Genomic DNA, 18,160 nt, shown 5'->3' with positions numbered 1-18,160 from the left:
AATGCAGCCCGTCTCATACGAAATCGTGATCTGGCAGAATCGGCTTGGCCCATGCTAGGTATTGGGGAATGAACACACCAAGCCCCAATATAAGCCAGACTAGGCCCGTTATCCGACAGCTTGACGATGCCGCGATCAATCGTATCGCGGCAGGCGAAGTTGTGGAGCGTCCGGCCTCGGCGGTCAAGGAACTGGTGGAAAACGCGCTGGATGCGGGCGCGCGGCGCATCGAGGTGGCCCATGCCGACGGGGGTAAGACCCTGATCCGGGTCAGCGACGATGGCTGCGGCATTGCACCCGGCGATCTGCCGCTGGCGCTGTCGCGTCATGCGACCTCGAAGATCGACGGCTCGGACCTGCTCAACATCCACACCTTCGGCTTCCGGGGCGAGGCCCTGCCCAGCCTTGGCGCGGTGGGGCGGCTGACGATCATTTCGCGTGCCGGGGGCGAAGAGGCCGCCGAGATCGGCGTCAGCGGCGGGCAGATGGGCAAGGTGAAACCCGCAGCGCTGAACGGCGGCACCACCGTCACCCTGCGCGATCTGTTTTACGCCACGCCCGCGCGGCTGAAATTCATGCGCACCGACCGCGCCGAGGCGCAGGCGATCAGCGATATCGTCAAGCGGCTGGCCATGGCCGAACCCTTCGTCGCCTTCACGCTGCGCGACGTGTCGGGCGGGGGCGAGGGGCGCGTGACCTTCCGCGCGGATGCCGAAACCGGCGATCTGTTCGATGCGCTGCACGGGCGGTTGGCGCGCATCCTGGGTGCGGAATTCGCCGATAACGCGCTGAAAATCGACGCCGAACGTGACGGGCTGCGCATGACGGGCTATGCCGCCCTGCCCACCTATTCGCGCGGCTCTGCCGTGGCGCAATACCTGTTCGTCAATGGCCGCCCGGTGCGCGACAAGATGATGATCGGCGCGTTGCGCGCCGCCTATATGGACGTTCTCAGCCGCGACAGGCATCCGGCGGCGGCCCTGTTCATCGACTGCGATCCGACGCTGGTCGATGTGAACGTGCATCCGGCGAAATCCGAGGTGCGTTTCCGCGATCCGGGCGTGGCGCGCGGGCTGATCGTGTCGGGGCTGCGTCATGCGCTGGCTGAGGCGGGGCACCGGGCCTCGACCACCGTGGCGGGGGCGACACTGGGCGCGATGCGGCCCGAACCGGCGGGACCGGCGCGGGTTTACCAGATGGACCGCCCTTCGGCGCAGGCGCGGGCGGCGGCCTATCGGGCGCAGGCGCCGGGCTTTGCCGAGATGGCGGGCGATTACAGCGCCCGTGTGGAGCCGGTTGTCGCACCGCAGCCGCAGCCCGAGGAAACCGCCCCGCAAGACCTGCCTTTGGGCGCGGCGCGGGCGCATCTGCACGAAAACTACATCGTGGCGCAAACCCGCGATGGCATGGTGATCGTCGATGCCCATGCCGCGCATGAACGGCTGGTTTACGAAAAGCTGAAACGGCAGATGGCGGAAAACGGCGTCGCATCGCAGGCGTTGCTGATCCCCGAAATCGTTGACCTGTCCGAAGCCGACGCCGCGCGCCTGCTGGACCTGGCCGACGATCTGGCCCGCCTTGGGCTGGTGATCGAACCCTTCGGCGGTGGGGCCGTGGCGGTACGCGAAACCCCGGCGATCCTGGGCCAGTGCGATGCCCGCGCGATGGTGCTGGACATCCTGGACGAACTTGCCGATCAGGGCGACAGCACCACCGTCAAGGCGCGGATCGAGGCGATCCTCAGCCGCGTGGCCTGTCATGGCTCGGTGCGCACCGGGCGGCGCTTGCAGGCCGACGAGATGAACGCGCTTCTGCGCGAGATGGAGGCGACCCCGCTTTCGGGCCAGTGCAATCATGGACGGCCCACCTATGTTGAACTCAAACTGGCCGACATCGAACGGCTGTTCGGACGCACATGATCCAGATCGGCGAGAATAGCTATGCCTTCGATGATCCCGTCGTGATTGCCGCGCTCGTGGGGGCGGGGCTTTTACTGCTGGTGCTGGTGCTGCTGATCATGGCGGTTCGCGCGGCGGGCCGGTCGGCCCGGCTGGCCGCGCCGCTGGCGCAGCAGGTCAGCCAGTTGGGCCAGAGCGTGCAAACCCTGAGCGACGGGCAACACCAGTTGGCGGGCGGGCTGAATCACGTGTCCGAGGCACAGGCGGCGGCGCAGGCCAACATGCTGCAACTGATGGAAAAACGGCTGGCGCAGGTGTCGGGCCAGATGACCGAAAACCTGCAAGGCTCGGCCCGGCGCACGGCGCAATCCCTGGGCGAATTACAGCAACGGCTGACCGCCATCGACAAGGCGCAGGAGAACATCACCAAGCTGTCGGGCGATGTGCTGTCCTTGCAGGATATCCTCAGCAACAAGCAGACGCGCGGGGCGTTCGGGGAAATCCAGCTGACCGATATCGTGTCCAAGGCGTTGCCCTCGGACAGCTACAGTTTGCAGGCGACCCTGTCGAACGGGCGGCGTGCCGATTGCCTGATCCACCTGCCCAACCCGCCGGGGCCGATCTGCATCGACAGCAAGTTCCCGCTGGAAGCCTACGAGGCGCTGCGCAATGCCGCGACCGACTGGGAACTGAACGAGGCGGCCAAGTTCCTGCGGACCTCCGTGCGCAAGCATATCAGGGATATCGGCGAGAAATATATTCTGGACGGGGAAACCGCCGATGGTGCGCTGATGTTCCTGCCGTCCGAGGCCGTCTATGCCGAGTTGCACGCCAATTTCCCCGAACTGGTGCGCGAGGGGTTCGAGAAACGGGTCTGGATCGTGTCGCCCACCACCTGCATGGCCACGCTGAACACGATGCGCGCGATCCTGAAAGATGCGCGGATGCGCGAACAGGCGGGGGCGATCCGGCGTGAACTGGGCCTGCTGTTTGCCGATGTGGATCGCCTGGGAACGCGTGTGGAGAACCTCGACCGGCATTTCAACCAAGCGGCCAAGGATATCAGCGATATCAAGATTTCCGCCGACAAGGCGGGCAAACGCGCTCGGCGGCTGGACAATTTCGATTTCGAGGAACTGGCGCCCGACAGCGACCCGGCCATCGTGAAGCTGCCCAAGGGAGGGTGACGGGCCGGGTCTGTCAGCTGCCTGCCCCGCCGTCCTTTCGAGCGTATTGCTACATCGTCTCCAGACAATGCCGGCGGAAGGCGCGTTTGAGCATGTCGAGCTCTTCGCGCAGGAGGGTCATTTCGGCCCGGATATCGTAGCTGAGCGCGTCGCCCGACAGCAAGGCGAAGCTGTTGAGCGCCTCGCCGGTCTTCCTGTCGCTGATCAGGAATGTCTGCACCCCGTCGGCGATCAGGTCCACCGGAATGGGCACGCGGATCACCCATCCGTCCTGGTCGGGTTTCTCCGTCACCTCGACGCCGGGGATGGATTGTTGCAGGTGGGTCACCTCGATCTCGGGCTGGTAATTGCCGTTGCTTTCGCAGGTCAGCAGGCCCTCCCACACCCCTTCGAACAGGCGGGTCTTGGTCAGTGTCAGGTCACTCATACTGTCGTGCTCCGTCAGAGGTCGGCGCGCGGGTGGCGGCAGAAGGTCACGTCGCGCAGGATCAACTGGCTCATTTCCGGGTTTTCAAAGATCAGGTCGATCCACGCCCGTTCGATCCGTTTTTCGTTGAGGTTGGAATAGGCGAGATCAAATTCGACCATGATGTCGTCTTCGTGCAGGGGCAGTTCACGCACGATCTGTTCGGTGTTCGGGCCGTGCTTGATGTTCAGGCGCACGAAGATTTCCAGCGGTTTTTCCATTTCGATGATCGTGTTCATGCGGATCAGGTGACGCCGTTGCAGCCCCTGCACCGCCTCATCGGGCAGGTTGAGCACCAGCGACAGGAACGAGCCGTCGAAACTGAATACGTCCATGCGCAGGCCGTATGGGGCGAGATCGGCCTCGCGATTGTTGCGAAGCTGGCGCAGGGTCAGCTCGGAGTGCTGGCAATCGTGGAACAGCGTGATCTCGTTGCCCAGCATGGATTTGCTTTGCACCGAGGACCTGCCGGGCCGGGCCAGCGGTTCGCGCCAGAGCGCCGGGCGCCATGACCAGTCGGTGCCGTGCGGTTTGGCAAAGGCGTTGGAGCCGATCATCGGCAGCGCAAGGCGATTGTCGGCCACCGAGATCAGATCGTTCAGCGAATGGCGCAACTGGCGCGCGCGGGCGCGTTCGGTGCGCAATGTCGAGAGCGGCATGGTGGCTGCCCCGCGGGCGGCCCGCCGCCACCGGCGCAGCCCGCGCCGATGCACGATCCAGTCCAGTAGTGAACTGCGCAATTCGATCATGTCCGCTCCATCCTGCCTGGGGTCTGGGCCAGTCTGCCTGATTGACCCCTTCCATAGCATTAACCCGGATTTGGAAACAATCCACCCGGAAGCCATCCGGCCATGCCGCGCCGCACCGCGGCAGCCCCGCCACGTGAGGACGTCACCGCCCGCATTTGCGGGCTTCGGTTGCGCAGGCCCTCGGCCAAATCAGAAATCAGGCGCTTGCCCTGCCCGCCGGCCAGCGGGCTGTCCTTGGGCGCATAGACAGCGAGGCCCAGAAGATGCCCGTTGACGATCATGCCCGCGCGCCAATACCGCGGATCGCCGCCGGGCAAGGCCCTTTCCCCGCCGGTCGCGAAATGCACGATGGACACGCCGTCGCCGTCGATCATCTCCAACGGCTTGTCCGCAGCCATGGATGCGGCGATCTCTGCGGCGTCCGGCATGGCGCGGCTGTCCTGACGCGGCAGGACCGAGACGGTCATGAGCACCGGCTCGACCCCGATCCCGGCCTGACCGCTGAGGCTTTCGCAACTGGCGATGGGGACGAAGGCCCCGAACGGGCCGCGCCTGAGCTGTGCGCCATCGACGCAATAGCCGCGCGGACCCGCGACCACGACCTCGCCCTTGAAAAGCGAGACCTGCTGCAGCGCGTCGTCGCTTGCGCCGCTTTCGACGCCGACACAGCCGGACAAGGCCAGAACACACCATATGGAAAGACCCCGGCGCAGGGCGCGCCGGGGCGTCATGAGGTCAAAGGTCCATATAGACATGGCGCTCGGCCTTGCCACCGGGGTGGGTGACCGCGCCCTTGTAGGTTTCGCCCACCAGTTGCGCGTATTTCCAGAGCGCGCCGCTGGCATAGATGGTTTCACGCGGGCCTTTCCAGCCGTCCTTGCGCTTGGCGAGGTCTTCGTCGGAAAGAGCGACGCTGAGTTCGCCATTGACGGCGTCGATGGTGATCATGTCGCCGGTTTCGATCAGCGCGATGGGCCCGCCATGCGCCGCCTCGGGGCCGACATGGCCCACGCAGAAGCCACGGGTCGCGCCCGAGAAACGGCCATCGGTGATCAGGGCCACCTTTTTGCCCATGCCCTGACCGGACAGTGCGGCGGTGGTGGCCAGCATTTCACGCATGCCGGGGCCGCCTGCGGGGCCTTCGTTGCGGATGACGATCACCTCGCCTTCCTCGTATTTGCGGGCCTTGACGGCCTCGAAGGCGTCTTCTTCGCATTCGAACACGCGGGCCGGGCCGGTGAAGCGCTGATTTTCCTCGGGAATACCGGCCACTTTCACGATAGCGCCCGCCGGGGCAAGGTTGCCCTTGAGGCCGACAACGCCACCGGTTTTGGTGATCGGGGTGTCGATGGAATAGATCACCTTGCCGTCCGCTTCGCGCTCGATCCGGTCGAGTTCCTCGCCGATGGAGCGGCCCGTGGCGGTCATGCAATCCTCGTGGATGAGACCCGCCTTGCGCAACTCCTTCATCACCACGGGAATGCCGCCCGCGTCGTAGAGATCCTTGGCCACATACTGACCGCCCGGTTTCAGGTCGACGAAATAGGGGGTGTCGCGGAAGATGTCGCACACGTCTTCGAGATAGAATTCGATTCCGGCCTCGTGCGCGATGGCAGGCAGGTGCAGACCGGCATTGGTGGAGCCGCCGGTGCAGGCCACGACGCGCGCGGCGTTTTCAAGGCTTTGGCGCGTCACCACATCGCGGGCGCGGATGTTCCTTTCGAGAAGCTGCATCACCGCGCGGCCCGACGCCTCGGCGTACTGGTCGCGGGATTCATAGGGCGCGGGCATGCCCGAGCTGTTCATCAGGGCAAGGCCGATCGCCTCGGACACGCAGGCCATGGTGTTGGCGGTGAACTGGCCGCCGCAGGCCCCGGCCGAGGGGCAGGCCACGCGTTCGAGCACATCGAGCGCCTTGTCGGACATGGTGCCGTTCTGGTGGCGGCCGACGGCTTCGAACATGTCCTGCACGGTCAGGTCGCGGGTGCGGAAATCTTCGGGGACCTCTTCGATCTGGGGGGCTTTGCCCGGCAGGATCGAGCCGCCGTAGATGAACACCGAGGGCACGTTGAGGCGCACCATGGCCATCATCATGCCCGGCAGCGATTTATCGCAGCCCGCAAGGCCCACGATGGCGTCATAGCAATGGCCGCGCATGGTGAGTTCCACGGTGTCGGCAATCGCCTCGCGACTGGCCAGCGAGCTGCGCATGCCCTCGTGACCCATGGCGATGCCGTCGGTCACGGTGATGGTGGTGAATTCGCGGGGGGTGCCGTGGGCCTCTTTCACGCCGCCCTTGACGGCCTGCGCCTGACGATTCAGCGCGATGTTGCACGGCGCGGCCTCGTTCCAGCAGGTCGCGACACCGACCAGAGGCTGGTGAATCTCGTCCTCGGTCATGCCCATGGCATAATAGTACGAACGATGCGGCGCGCGCGCCGGACCTTCGGTCACGTAGCGGCTGGGCAGTTTGGATTTGTCGAATTTGGTCATGAGGGCCTCCCCGTGTGTGTTGCATCCGGGTTTAAGTGACCGCGCGGCAAGGAACAAGAGCCTGATAGGAGCCCGATTGCCGCGCCACCCCTCGCGCGGACAATGGGTATTCCGCCCTGCCCCGCGATCCTCTAGCCTGCGCCCATGCGATACGATCCCCACGAGACCCTTGTCGCCCCGGCCCGACCGAGCGCACAACCGCTGCGCCTGCTGGCGGGGATTGTCCTGACCGTGATTCTGTTTCTGGTCCTGAGTTCCGGTGTCTCGGCCCTTCATCGCGCCTTCCTGTCGCCGCAGGCCTGGGAGGCTCTGGCGCAAAACCTGCAAACCGGCAGCAGCCCTGCGGCGGTTCTGATCAACCTGTTCGTTTTCGGATTGCTGATCGTGGCGCTGGCGGTTTCGATGACGGTTGTCCATCAGCGGCGCATCGGGGGGCTGATCGGCCCGCTGGCGCCCGCGCTGCGCCAGTTCCGGCAGGTCTCGCTGGTGCTGTTCGCGCTGTTGATCGTGATCAATATCCTGCCCGGCGACGATTCTCTGGCCGCTGAGCCAAACATGCCTTTCGGACTGTGGCTGTTGTTTCTGCCTGTCGGGTTGCTGGCCCTGCTGGTTCAGACCGCCGCCGAGGAGATGGCCTTTCGCGGCTATCTGCAAAGCCAGCTGGCCGCACGGTTCGCGCATCCGATAGTCTGGATGGGCCTGCCGTCGATCCTGTTCGCGCTGTTGCATCTGGACCCGGCGCTACATGGGGAAAACACATGGTTCGTGATCGCATGGGCGGGCTGTTTCGGACTGGCGGCGGCGGATCTGACCGCGCGCAGCGGCACGCTTGGGCCGGCGATCGCCTTGCATTTCGTCAATAACATGAATGCCATCCTGTTCGCCGCGCCGAAGGGGAATTTCGACGGTCTGGCGCTTTATGTCTATCCGTTTTCGCTGGACGAACTGGGCGGGGTCTGGGCGTGGTTTCCCACCGACCTGATGTTGCTGGGATGCAGTTGGCTGGCGGCGCGCGTGGCCCTGCGGCGCTGATTGCAATTCCTGCCGCAGGCCCTTATTTGAAACCGAAACCGCAACGAAGGGTCACGCGCCATGAACTGGATCACCAACTATGTGCGCCCGCGCATAAACTCGATTTTCTCGCGCCGCGAGATGCCCGAGAACCTGTGGTCCAAGTGTGACGAATGCGGCACGATGCTGTTTCACCGCGAGTTGAGCGATAACCTGAATGTCTGCACCAATTGCGGGCATCACATGGCGATCACCCCACGGGCGCGGTTCAAGGCGCTGTTCGATGGCGGTATTTTCACCGAGGTTGACGTGCCGACCCCCACGGCGGACCCCCTGCATTTCCGCGATCAGAAAAAATATCCCGACAGGATGCGCGCCGCGCAGAAATCCACCGGCGAGAAAGAGGCGATGCTGGTCGCCACCGGCGAGATGGGGCGCACGCCCATCGTGGCCGCCGCGCAGGATTTCAGCTTCATGGGCGGGTCCATGGGCATGTATGTGGGCAACGCCATCATTGCCGCCGCCGAACAGGCGGTAAAGCTGAAGCGCCCTTTGATCCTGTTTTCCGCCGCCGGGGGCGCGCGCATGCAGGAGGGCATCCTGAGCCTGATGCAAATGCCGCGCACCACCGTGGCGGTGCAGATGCTGAAAGAGGCCGGGCTGCCCTATATCGTCGTGCTGACCCATCCCACGACCGGCGGTGTCACGGCGTCCTATGCGATGCTGGGCGATGTGCATGTCGCGGAGCCCAATGCGCTGATCTGTTTTGCCGGGCCGCGGGTGATCGAACAGACGATCCGCGAGAAACTGCCCGAAGGGTTCCAGCGGGCCGAATACCTGCTGGATCACGGGATGCTGGACCGTGTGACGCCACGCACCGAAATGCGCGACGAATTGATCACCATCACCCGTATGCTGATGGGTGAGCCCCCTGCGGTGCGCGGCGATCTGCCCGCGCCCGACCCCGAGGAGGCGCAGCCCGACGCGTCGGATGAACCGACCAGCGAGAAGACCGGCAAGGAATGAGCGGCGCGACATCGGACATCATCCTTGAGCGGATGATGTCGCTTCATCCCAAGATCATCGACCTGACGCTGGATCGTGTCTGGCGGCTGCTCTCGGCTTTGGGCAATCCGCAGGACAAGCTGCCGCCAGTGATCCATATCGCCGGGACGAACGGCAAGGGATCGACGCAGGCGATGATCCGTGCGGGGCTGGAGGGGGCCGGGCTGCGCTGCCATGCCTATACCTCGCCGCATCTGGCGCGGTTTCACGAGCGTATCCGGCTGGCGGGCGAGTTGATTTCCGAGGCGGACCTGAGTGCCGTTCTGGATGAATGCTATGCCGCCAATGGCGGTGAGACCATCACCTATTTCGAGATCACGACCTGCGCGGCGTTGCTGGCCATGTCACGGGTCCAGGCGGAGTATACGCTGCTCGAGGTGGGGCTTGGCGGGCGGCTGGACGCGACCAACGTGATCGACAGGCCGGCCCTGACGATCATCACGCCAATTTCCATCGACCACGAACAATTCCTTGGCGATACGCTGGCAAAGATCGCGGGCGAAAAGGCCGGGATCATCAAGCGCGGCGTGCCGTGCATCGTCGGCCCGCAACCGGACGCGGCGATGGAGGTGATCGAGGCGCGCGCCGAACGTCTGGGCGCACCGCTGATCGCGCAGGGGCAGCACTGGCATGTCTTCGAGGAACGCGGGCGGCTGGTGTTTCAGGACGAAACCGGCCTGCTGGACCTGCCGCTGCCCAACCTGCCCGGCGCGCATCAGATCGAGAATGCCGGTGCGGCGCTGGCCGCGTTGCGCGCGCTTGGGGTGGATGAGGCCGCATTCGAGGCTGCCGTCACCCGCGCCGAGTGGCCCGCCCGCATGCAGCGCCTGAAAACCGGACCATTGGTGGAGGCCGCGGGCGAGGCCGAACTGTGGCTGGACGGTGGGCATAATGCCGCCGCCGGTCAGGCGCTGGCCCGGCATCTGGGCAGCCTGCCCAAACGCCCCACGCATCTGGTGTGCGGGATGCTGAACACCAAGGACATCTCGGGCTACCTGACCCCGCTGGCGGCCCATGTGCGCAGCCTGATCGCCGTGTCGATCCCCGGTGAGGCCAATACCCTGCCCGCCGAGGAGACCGCGCGGCAGGCCGAAAGGGCCGGATTGTCGGCCAGCACCGCCGACAATGTGCTGGACGCCGTGCGCAGGATTGCGAGCGCCGCGCCGCAGGCGCGCATCCTGATTTGTGGCTCGCTGTATCTGGCCGGGTCCGTTTTGCGCGAAAACGGCTAGGCTTCCCCTGAAAGTCGCAAAACGAATCACCGGATATTGACCGATTCGCAATGATTCGCCTATATCTGGGAAAAGCAGTGTTCGCGCGGGCAGACTGCCGTCAAACAATCCCGCGCTGGCATGGGGTAGAGGGCAGATGACAGCCTTGAGCGGGAAAGCGGCGCCAACGTGCCGCAGCAGCATCAGATGATCAGGGTCGCAGTGATAGCGGGCGGGTTTCTGACCGTCACGATCACATTGATCCTGTTGCAGAAAGACAGCCAACCGCACCCAGTTGCCCTTGAGCGCGCCTCGGTCCCGACGAGTGCCAAGGCTGACGCCCCGGTTACAACCGCCGAAAACATGCCCCCCGCGCCAGACAACGGCGTTTCCCGCGATCGAGGTGGGCCAGCCTTTCTGGACAGCCCGAAACATCGCCCGCAGGCCGTATCGCCCGAAACGCCGCCCCCGGTCGTGACAGCAACCGCGTTGGATATCGTGATGCACCGCGACAGCGATCTGGAGACATTGATCACCGAGGCCATGGCGCAGGGGCAATCCCCGGCCTATATCGCCGCGCTGATCCAAAGCGGTGGCCGGACCGGGGGCGAGGCAAACGCGCCGCAACTGGTGCAGGACGGAAGGCTGAATACGGCCGCGCTGATCGGTGCTTTATCGGGAAATATGGCACAGGGCCCCGGCACGGCAGAGCCTGTGACCTATGCCGTTCAGGCCGGCGATACGCTGGCGGCGATTGCCTATCGGTTTTACGGGGACACGGCGCAAAGCACGCAGATCGTGCATGCCAATTCCGATATTCTGGGCGGTGGGGCGGCTTTGGCCATCGGCCAAAGGCTGGTGATCCCGACGCTCTAGAGTTTCAAAGTCACGTGGCAGGTGGGAAATGAGGGGCCGGTTCAACGGCCCCCTTTTCTTTTACACCCCGGCACAAGAAAAGCCGGGCCACTGGCCCGGCTTTCGATGTGTTGGCTGACTGTGCCGAGTGGCGTCAGTGCAGTTTCGCGTCGACCTCGGAAATGGCCGCGTCGATCAGCTTGTTGCCTTCGGCTGCGGTCATGCTCTTGGCGACCACGTCCCGCGCGGCGCCGATGGCGATGCGGATGGCCTCGTCACGCACTTCGCGGACGGCGCTGGATTCGGCCGAGGCGATCTGATCTTCGGCGGCCTTCAGGCGGCGTGCGATCGAGCCCTTGAGGTCTTCCTTGGCCTGTTCGGCGGCTTCGGCGGCTTCGGTCTTGGCGTGGGCGACGATGCGCTCGGCCTGTTCCTGAACCTCTTTCTGCTTGCGCTCGTAGCTGGCCAGCAGGGTCTGGGCCTCTTCGCGCAGGGCGCGGGCCTCGTCGAGTTCCGACTTGATACCGTCGGCGCGCTTGTCCAGCATACCTGCGATCAGCGTCGGCACCTTGAAATACATCAGGATGGCGATGAACAGGATAAAGGCCAGCAGAACGACGAAGTTGGTGTTGTGCAGCGAGAAGAACGGGCCGGACGCGGCCAGCGCCGGGCCTGCCGTCATCTGAGCGACGAGCGTTGCCGTTGCAAATGTCCGCATGTCCCTTACCCCTTCATCCGTGCGTTGACAGCCGCGGTGACGGTGCGGGCATCCGCCTTGCCACCCATGGCCGCGACGATTTCCTTGGCGGTGTCCTTGGCCACGTCCTTGACGCTTTGCATGGCACCTTCGCGGATTTCGGCGATCTTCTTTTCGCTTTCGACCAGCTTGGCGGCGATCTCGGCGTCGGCCTTGGCGGTCGCGTTGTCCAGATCGGCCTGAATCTCTGCCTTGGCCTGGGCGATGATGGTCTGCGCCTCGGCGCGGGCATCGGCCAGAGCCTTGTTATAGGCTTCCTCGGCTTCGGTTGCCTTGACCTTAAGATCTTCGGCGGCGGCGAGGTCGTTGGTGATTGTCCCCTGGCGCTCGGCCAGCACGGCCGCGATGCGCGGAAGCGCAATGCGCGACAGGACGAAGTAGATCACGACGAGCGTGACCATGAGCCAGAAAATCTGGTTCCCGAAGGTCGAGAAATCCAGCTGCGGCATGCCGGGCGCGGATGCGGCGGCGTCAGCGGCGTTATGCGTTTCGCTTGCCATGTCGTCCTCCTTGGGAACGTCCGGTTACACCGGACGGGGTGGCATCGGGCCGCCCCGTCCGGCCGTAAGGATCGGGTTCCGCAGGCTTAGACGGCGAACATCAGCAGCAGAGCGACCAGGAACGAGAAGATGCCCAGTGCTTCTGCGAACGCGATGCCGATGAACAGGGTCGCGGTCTGACCGGCAGCAGCCGACGGGTTGCGCAGTGCGCCCGACAGGAAGTTGCCTGCCACGTTGCCCACACCGATCGCCGAGCCGCCCATGCCCATGCATGCCAGACCTGCGCCGATGTATGCGCCCATTTGTACGATATCGCCTTCCATTTCGATGTCTCCTTACGTTGGAATTGGCTAAAGATGTCTATTCGAACCGGACCCGGATCAGTGTGCCGGGTGCAGCGCGTCCTTGAGGTACACGCAGGTCAGAATGGTGAACACGTAGGCCTGGATGAAGGCCACGAGAATTTCCAGCCCGTAGATTGCAGCGATGGCAATGACGGACAGCGGGGTGACCAGCAGGCCAAGGCCCGTGGACAGCAGGATCATGGGGGCGAAGGCCGCGAACACCTTCATCACGGCGTGACCGGCCATCATGTTGCCCATAAGACGAATGGAATGGCTGACCGGGCGCACGAAGTAGGAAATCACCTCGATCAGGGCCAGAACCGGGCGCAGCGGCAGCGGCGCGCTGCTGACCCAGAACAGGCCGAGGAAGCCCATGCCGTGCTTGACGAAGCCCACCACGGTGACCGTGACGAACACCAGCAGGGCCAGAACCGCGGTGACGGCGATGTGGCTGGTGGTGGTGAAGGCCGTCGGCAGAAGCCCGAGGAAGTTGGCGAAGACGATGAACAGGAACAGCGTCATGATGTAGGGGAAGAACCCGACGGCATCCTTGCCGGCGACGTCTTCGACCATCTTGTAGATGAAGCCATAGGCCAGTTCGCCGATCGACTGGACGCGGCCCGGAATGGTCGAGCGCCCGGAGGTGCCCATAACCATCAGCGCGATGATTGCGATCACGCTCAGCGCCATCCACAGGGTGACATTGGTGATCGTGAACATGCCCACCGGGCCGTCGCCAAACAACGGCTTGACGATGAACTGATCCATCGGGTGGAAAACCAGACCGCCCTCGTCGCTATGCGCTTCCGTCGCCATCTTTCGTCCTCTTCTCGCCGCCCGCAGTATCGGGCGCTGTCCTCTCGGCCTGTTCGGCCAGTTTTTCGCGCTGGATTTCCTGTGCGCTGCGCATCATCGTTTTGACGCCCGCCGCAAGGCCCAGCAATGTGAACAGCACAAGGAAGATCGGGATCGTCCCGAACAGGCGGTCCAGCCCGTACCCTATGCCGAAACCGATCAGAAGACCGGCCACAAGTTCGATCACCATACGCCAGGCCAGTTGCGCCTGACTGTAGTGTTCTTCCATATGGGGCCTGGGCTCGTCCTTCTTTTTGAAGGCCGCGATCCTTTCCTCAAGCCGCGCCATGCGCTCGCGTTGGTCGGGATCGGTCACCGGTTTGCCCCCTTGGAACAGTTGCACACTTGCTATGCGCGGGGGGCATCCGAGTCAAGCGCGGCAGAGGCTGGGGCGGACATCATTCAAACTATTGGATTTAATGAGTTTTTTCGAACGCTCGGCACGCCCGGAGATTCTGACGCAGCACTCTGAGCGGCAAAACCGGCGCATGGGCGATATTCAACCAAATGGTTGACGAAAGATTGCACTCCCGCTTAATGGCGGCCATGTCAGATCCTCTCGATACAGTGTTCCACGCGCTTGCCGATCCCACCCGGCGGCGGATTCTGTCGATGCTGCTGGAGGACGACATGGCGGTGACGGACGTGGCCCATCCGTTCGAGATGTCGCTGGCCGCGATTTCCAAACATCTGGGCATCCTCACCCGCGCGGGCCTGATCAGCCAGGAACGACGGGGCCGGGTCAAGTGGTGCAAGCTCGAGCCCGACGCCCTGCGCGACGCCAGTATCTGGATGCAAAGCTTCGGTCAGTTCGAGGCGGTCAATCTGGACGCGTTCGAGAAATTCCTAGAAACCGAATTGCGCACGATGCCGGAAGAGGACGGCTAGGCATCGTCCCATGTCTTGGCGCGCTCCTTGAGGAAGCTCAGAAAGGCCTGAACCTTGGTCGTGCGGTGCAAATCCATGTGGGTCACCAGCCAAAGGGGGGCGGACCAGTCTTCGCGCGGGGGAAGGATTTCGGTCAGCCCGCCCAATTCCCGCGCCTGAAGCCGCGACATGAAACCGATCCCCGCCCCCTCAAAGATCGCCCGGCGCTGCGCATGCACATCGCCGCTGCGAAAGATGATCTGTTCGGTCGGGATGATCTGTTGCAACCAGCGATCGAACGGTGCGCGCGATTCCGGGTCGTCCGGTCCGACAAAGAAATGCCCGGTCAGGTCGCCCTCGCCATCCGGCAACCCGTGGCGTTCGATATAGCGGTCGCTCGCGAACAGGGTGAACTTCTGTCTGTAGAACGGCTGCACCACGTTGTCGGGCTGATCGGGCACCGCGCCTGCGCGGATCGCCACATGGGCCTCGCCATATTCCAGGCGAAACAGGCGGGTGCCCGTAAGATAGCGCACGATCAGGTCGGGATAGCCCGCCTGAAACGCCGCGACGACGGGAACCAGAAAATGGCTGAGTCCGCCAAGGGATGTCACCACCAGTTCGCCGGTCACGTCATTGCCGCGCCCCTTGATCCGGCCCGCAAGCTGGGAAAACTGATCGTCGGTGGTTTGCGCGACGCGCAAGAGGTCCTGACCGGCCTCGGTCGGGGTGTAGCCGCGCGCGTGGCGCTGAAACAGCTTGACGCCAAGCCGGTCCTCGAGCGCGTCGATATGGCGAATGACCGTGGCGTGATGCACGCCCAGAACCTCGGCCGCGCCACTGACCGTACCGACCCGCGCAACATTATAGGCAGTACGAATTTCGTCCCAATTATCCATCTGGGGGATTCCCCGTTATGTGCAAAACTAAACAGGACATGTTTCCCACGTCAGATTGCGTTTGAAAAGGTACGAAGCATTTTAAGGGAAACATCTGTCATCACGGAGTATCCCATGACCCATACCGTTCTTCGCCTCGATGCCTCTGCCCGCCTGCAGGATTCGGTGACGCGCGACCTGACAGGGCGCATCACCGCCCGCTGGCCCGAGGCCCGTATCATTCATCGCGATCTGGCCGAAACCCCGGTGCCGCAACTGACCGAAACCTGGCTGAACGCCAATTTCACCCCCGCCGATCAGCGCAGTCCGGCGCAGGCCGAAACGCTGACCTTTTCTGATGAGTTGGTGAACGAACTACAACAGGCCGACACCATCGTCATCGCCCTGCCAGTCTACAATTTTGCCCCGCCCGCCGCGCTGAAAGCGTGGATCGACCATGTCGCCCGTGTCGGCGTGACTTTCCGCTATACGGAAAACGGCCCCGAGGGCCTGTTGAACGGCAAGCGCGTGATTCTGGCGATGGCTTCGGGTGGCACGGGCGCGGGCTCGGAGATCGACTTTGCCAGCACCTATATGCGCCATATCCTTGGCTTCATCGGGTTGAGCGACGTGACGCTGGTGGCCGCAGACCAGTTGGCGCTGGACGCCGAAAGCAGTCTGGCCAAAGCCTCGGGGCAGATCGAAAGCCTGCCTGCGGTCGCATGACGCAGGGGGCGTCTTGACTTTGCTCAATGCTATTGCGGGCCTCGGCTGATACATTGCGATCAACCGAGGCCCGCAAAATGACACGTCATATTCTTTTCAGCGCTCTTCTGACCGTTCTGGCTGCCCTGCCCCAACTGGCGGCAGCGCAGTCTGCCGAAGCACTGGATTTCCATGCGCGGTTCGAAGAGCGGTGTTTTTCCTGCCACGGCCATTCCGGCCCGTTCATTCGCGACCACCTGCAAATTGACGACACAGGTGCGATCATCACCGAAAACGGCCGATCGGTGGACGCCTTGCTGGATCGTCACGCAGGCGGGTTGGACGCGACCGAAAAGCCCCTGTTCCTGTCGGTCTTTCGCAAACAGATCGAAACCGGCGGGCTGTTCCGGGACAAATGCATCATCTGCCATGACCGGGCCTATGAACTGGCGCGGCTGAAACTGATCCTGCGCGACGGGCAGGTCATGGGCCGCTACAGCGACCGGGATATCGGCACGTTCCTTCTGAACCATGGCCGCCTGACGCCCGAAGAGGCCGAATTGATGACCGACGTGTTTTTTGCACTGCTGCAAGGGCGGCGTTGATCGCGCGGTTCGTCAGCGATGTTGACTCTGGCACGCGCGCGCAGTAACAGCAGCCCAAATTTCCGGGAGTCCGTCAAGCTTCCGGTCCCTTGGCCACAGGCCGGGATCGCCCCCCGTCAGCGAGTTTCGCCCACGGGGGAGATTGGCATTTGGGCCGGTCCTGCATATCTGGGCCACAACGCAACGGGCGAGCAAAGGAGCGCTTGAGATGTTTGAAAATCTGTCAGACCGCCTCTCTGGCGTCCTGGATCGCCTGACGAAACAGGGTGCGCTGTCCGAGGACGACGTCAAGACCGCCCTGCGCGAGGTGCGCGTCGCGCTGCTGGAGGCCGACGTGTCGCTGCCCGTGGCGCGGGCGTTCATCAAGAAAGTGCAGGATCAGGCCACCGGCCAGGCGGTGACGAAATCGGTCACTCCGGGTCAGCAGGTGGTCAAGATCGTGCATGACGCACTGGTCGAAACCCTGAGCGGCGAGGGCGACCCCGGCGCGCTGAAGATCGACAACCCGCCCGCCCCCATCCTGATGGTGGGCCTTCAGGGATCGGGCAAGACGACGACCACCGCCAAGCTGGCCAAGCGCCTGAAGGAAAAAGAGGGCAAGCGCGTGCTGATGGCGTCTTTGGACGTCAACCGCCCGGCGGCCATGGAACAGCTTGAAATCCTCGGCAAGCAGATCGGGGTCGATACCCTGCCCATCGTCAAGGGCGAGGATCCGGTGGCCATCGCCAAACGCGCCAAGACGCAGGCCAGCCTTGGCGGGTATGACGTTTACATGCTGGACACCGCGGGCCGGTTGCATATCGACCAGGAACTGATCCAGCAGGCGGCGGATGTGCGCGATGTCGCCAACCCGCGCGAAACGCTGCTGGTGGTCGATGGCCTGACGGGGCAGGACGCCGTCAACGTGGCCGAGGAATTCGACGACAAGATCGGCGTGACCGGCGTGGTCCTGACCCGGATGGACGGTGACGGGCGCGGCGGTGCGGCCTTGTCGATGCGCGCGGTGACCGGCAAGCCCATCCGCTTTGTCGGCCTTGGCGAAAAAATGGACGCCATCGAGACCTTCGAGCCCGATCGGATCGCGGGCCGAATCCTGGGCATGGGCGACATCGTCAGCCTTGTGGAAAAGGCGCAGGAAACGCTGGAGGCCGAGCAGGCCGAGCGCATGATGCGGCGCTTCCAGAAGGGTCAGTTCAACATGAACGACCTGAAGATGCAGCTTGAGCAGATGCAGAAGATGGGCGGCATGGAAGGCGTGATGGGTATGATGCCCGGCATGGGCAAGATGGCCAAGCAGATGGAAAGTGCCGGGATCGACGACAAGATCATCACCCGTCAGATCGCGCTGATCCAGTCGATGACCAAGAAGGAACGCGCCAATCCCAAGCTGCTGCAGGCCAGCCGCAAGAAGCGGATCGCCAAGGGCGCCGGGTTGGAAGTGTCCGAGCTGAACAAACTGCTCAAGATGCAGCGCCAGATGGGCGACATGATGAAGAAGATGGGCAAGATGGGCAAAGGCGGCATGCTGAAACAGGCCATGAAGGGCATGTTCGGCAAGGGCGGCCCCAGCCCCGAGGATTTGCAGGGCATGGACCCCAAGGCACTGGAAGAGGCGGCCAGAAAGATGGGTGGCGGCATGCCCGGTGGCGGGTTGCCCGGCCTTGGCGGCGGGGCGCTGCCCCCCGGCCTGAGCGGGTTCGGCAAGAAGAAGTGA

The 18,160-nt window shown here is 63.8% G+C and carries 20 protein-coding genes; 10 read left to right on the top strand and 10 right to left on the bottom strand.

Features of this window, described 5'->3' with window-relative positions:
• Positions 1–68: 68 nt before the first annotated feature.
• Complete coding sequence (gene mutL / locus KPG71_RS09030) at positions 69–1,919, top strand: DNA mismatch repair endonuclease MutL (RefSeq protein WP_216337761.1); 1,851 nt, start codon at positions 69–71, stop codon at positions 1,917–1,919.
• A complete protein-coding gene (locus tag KPG71_RS09025) occupies positions 1,916–3,085 on the top strand; it encodes a DNA recombination protein RmuC (RefSeq protein WP_216337760.1) in 1,170 nt (389 codons plus the stop codon). The genes mutL and KPG71_RS09025 overlap by 4 nt, the downstream gene beginning before the upstream one ends.
• Before the next feature lie 49 nt (positions 3,086–3,134).
• On the opposite strand, the gene KPG71_RS09020 is transcribed toward KPG71_RS09025, so the two are convergent.
• The 4 genes from KPG71_RS09020 to ilvD are packed head-to-tail and all read right to left on the bottom strand — an operon-like array spanning position 3,135 to position 6,793.
• Complete coding sequence (locus tag KPG71_RS09020) at positions 3,135–3,512, bottom strand: hypothetical protein (protein WP_216337759.1); 378 nt, start codon at positions 3,510–3,512, stop codon at positions 3,135–3,137.
• Positions 3,513–3,526: 14 nt separating this feature from the next.
• Positions 3,527–4,300, bottom strand: coding sequence for a DUF6478 family protein (locus KPG71_RS09015; RefSeq protein WP_216337758.1), 774 nt, complete (start codon positions 4,298–4,300; stop codon positions 3,527–3,529).
• 59 nt (positions 4,301–4,359) lie between these two features.
• Entirely contained in the window at positions 4,360–5,055 is a 696-nt protein-coding gene (locus tag KPG71_RS09010; protein ID WP_216337757.1) for a hypothetical protein, read from the bottom strand.
• The gene (ilvD, locus tag KPG71_RS09005) at positions 5,036–6,793 is read right to left on the bottom strand and encodes a dihydroxy-acid dehydratase (RefSeq protein ID WP_216337756.1); all 1,758 of its coding nucleotides are present in this window, start codon (positions 6,791–6,793) and stop codon (positions 5,036–5,038) included. Before ilvD ends, KPG71_RS09010 begins: the two co-directional genes overlap by 20 nt.
• A gap of 144 nt (positions 6,794–6,937) precedes the next feature.
• On the opposite strand from ilvD, the gene KPG71_RS09000 reads away from it, so the two are divergent.
• The 4 genes from KPG71_RS09000 (at position 6,938) to KPG71_RS08985 (ending at position 10,956) form a co-directional block, all read left to right on the top strand.
• Positions 6,938–7,825 carry a CPBP family intramembrane glutamic endopeptidase gene (locus KPG71_RS09000; protein WP_216337755.1) on the top strand — a complete coding sequence of 296 codons (888 nt, stop codon included), beginning with the start codon at positions 6,938–6,940 and terminating at the stop codon, positions 7,823–7,825.
• Positions 7,826–7,885: 60 nt separating this feature from the next.
• A complete protein-coding gene (gene accD, locus KPG71_RS08995; protein WP_216337754.1) occupies positions 7,886–8,830 on the top strand; it encodes an acetyl-CoA carboxylase, carboxyltransferase subunit beta in 945 nt (314 codons plus the stop codon).
• Positions 8,827–10,101 carry a folylpolyglutamate synthase/dihydrofolate synthase family protein gene (locus KPG71_RS08990; protein ID WP_216337753.1) on the top strand — a complete coding sequence of 425 codons (1,275 nt, stop codon included), beginning with the start codon at positions 8,827–8,829 and terminating at the stop codon, positions 10,099–10,101. Before accD ends, KPG71_RS08990 begins: the two co-directional genes overlap by 4 nt.
• A gap of 186 nt (positions 10,102–10,287) precedes the next feature.
• Positions 10,288–10,956, top strand: a complete 669-nt coding sequence (locus KPG71_RS08985) for a LysM peptidoglycan-binding domain-containing protein (RefSeq protein ID WP_216337752.1) — start codon at positions 10,288–10,290, stop codon at positions 10,954–10,956.
• 133 nt (positions 10,957–11,089) lie between these two features.
• Here KPG71_RS08985 and KPG71_RS08980 read toward each other — a convergent pair whose 3' ends face one another.
• The 5 genes from KPG71_RS08980 to KPG71_RS08960 form a co-directional block, all read right to left on the bottom strand.
• Positions 11,090–11,653: a F0F1 ATP synthase subunit B gene (locus tag KPG71_RS08980; RefSeq protein WP_216337751.1), complete on the bottom strand. Its 564-nt coding sequence runs from the start codon at positions 11,651–11,653 to the stop codon at positions 11,090–11,092.
• A 5-nt stretch (positions 11,654–11,658) separates the two neighbouring features.
• Complete coding sequence (locus tag KPG71_RS08975; RefSeq protein ID WP_216337750.1) at positions 11,659–12,192, bottom strand: F0F1 ATP synthase subunit B'; 534 nt, start codon at positions 12,190–12,192, stop codon at positions 11,659–11,661.
• 86 nt (positions 12,193–12,278) lie between these two features.
• On the bottom strand, positions 12,279–12,515 hold the full coding sequence (locus KPG71_RS08970; RefSeq protein WP_038066250.1) for a F0F1 ATP synthase subunit C: 237 nt from the start codon (positions 12,513–12,515) through the stop codon (positions 12,279–12,281).
• Between the two features lie 57 nt (positions 12,516–12,572).
• Positions 12,573–13,352 (bottom strand): F0F1 ATP synthase subunit A, encoded by a 780-nt coding sequence (locus KPG71_RS08965; RefSeq protein WP_216337749.1) that lies wholly within the window; start codon positions 13,350–13,352, stop codon positions 12,573–12,575.
• Complete coding sequence (locus KPG71_RS08960; RefSeq protein WP_073034486.1) at positions 13,333–13,707, bottom strand: AtpZ/AtpI family protein; 375 nt, start codon at positions 13,705–13,707, stop codon at positions 13,333–13,335. The genes KPG71_RS08965 and KPG71_RS08960 overlap by 20 nt, the downstream gene beginning before the upstream one ends.
• 230 nt (positions 13,708–13,937) lie before the next feature.
• Between KPG71_RS08960 and KPG71_RS08955 the strand changes: the two genes are divergently transcribed.
• A complete protein-coding gene (locus tag KPG71_RS08955) occupies positions 13,938–14,279 on the top strand; it encodes a metalloregulator ArsR/SmtB family transcription factor (protein WP_216337748.1) in 342 nt (113 codons plus the stop codon).
• On the opposite strand, the gene KPG71_RS08950 is transcribed toward KPG71_RS08955, so the two are convergent.
• Entirely contained in the window at positions 14,276–15,157 is an 882-nt protein-coding gene (locus tag KPG71_RS08950; protein ID WP_216337747.1) for a LysR family transcriptional regulator, read from the bottom strand. The genes KPG71_RS08955 and KPG71_RS08950 overlap by 4 nt on opposite strands.
• A gap of 114 nt (positions 15,158–15,271) precedes the next feature.
• Here KPG71_RS08950 and KPG71_RS08945 point away from each other — a divergent pair, with 114 nt between their 5' ends.
• The 3 genes from KPG71_RS08945 (at position 15,272) to ffh (ending at position 18,160) form a co-directional block, all read left to right on the top strand.
• Positions 15,272–15,862 carry an FMN-dependent NADH-azoreductase gene (locus KPG71_RS08945; RefSeq protein ID WP_216337746.1) on the top strand — a complete coding sequence of 197 codons (591 nt, stop codon included), beginning with the start codon at positions 15,272–15,274 and terminating at the stop codon, positions 15,860–15,862.
• Between the two features lie 77 nt (positions 15,863–15,939).
• Positions 15,940–16,446 (top strand): hypothetical protein, encoded by a 507-nt coding sequence (locus tag KPG71_RS08940; protein ID WP_216337745.1) that lies wholly within the window; start codon positions 15,940–15,942, stop codon positions 16,444–16,446.
• Positions 16,447–16,654: 208 nt separating this feature from the next.
• Positions 16,655–18,160: a signal recognition particle protein gene (gene ffh / locus KPG71_RS08935; protein WP_216337744.1), complete on the top strand. Its 1,506-nt coding sequence runs from the start codon at positions 16,655–16,657 to the stop codon at positions 18,158–18,160.

Source organism: Roseovarius sp. PS-C2, from assembly GCF_018862045.1.
In the GTDB taxonomy this organism is placed as follows: domain Bacteria; phylum Pseudomonadota; class Alphaproteobacteria; order Rhodobacterales; family Rhodobacteraceae; genus Roseovarius.
Note: the sequence above shows the minus strand (reverse complement) of the source record. Positions and strands in the feature narration are given on the sequence as shown.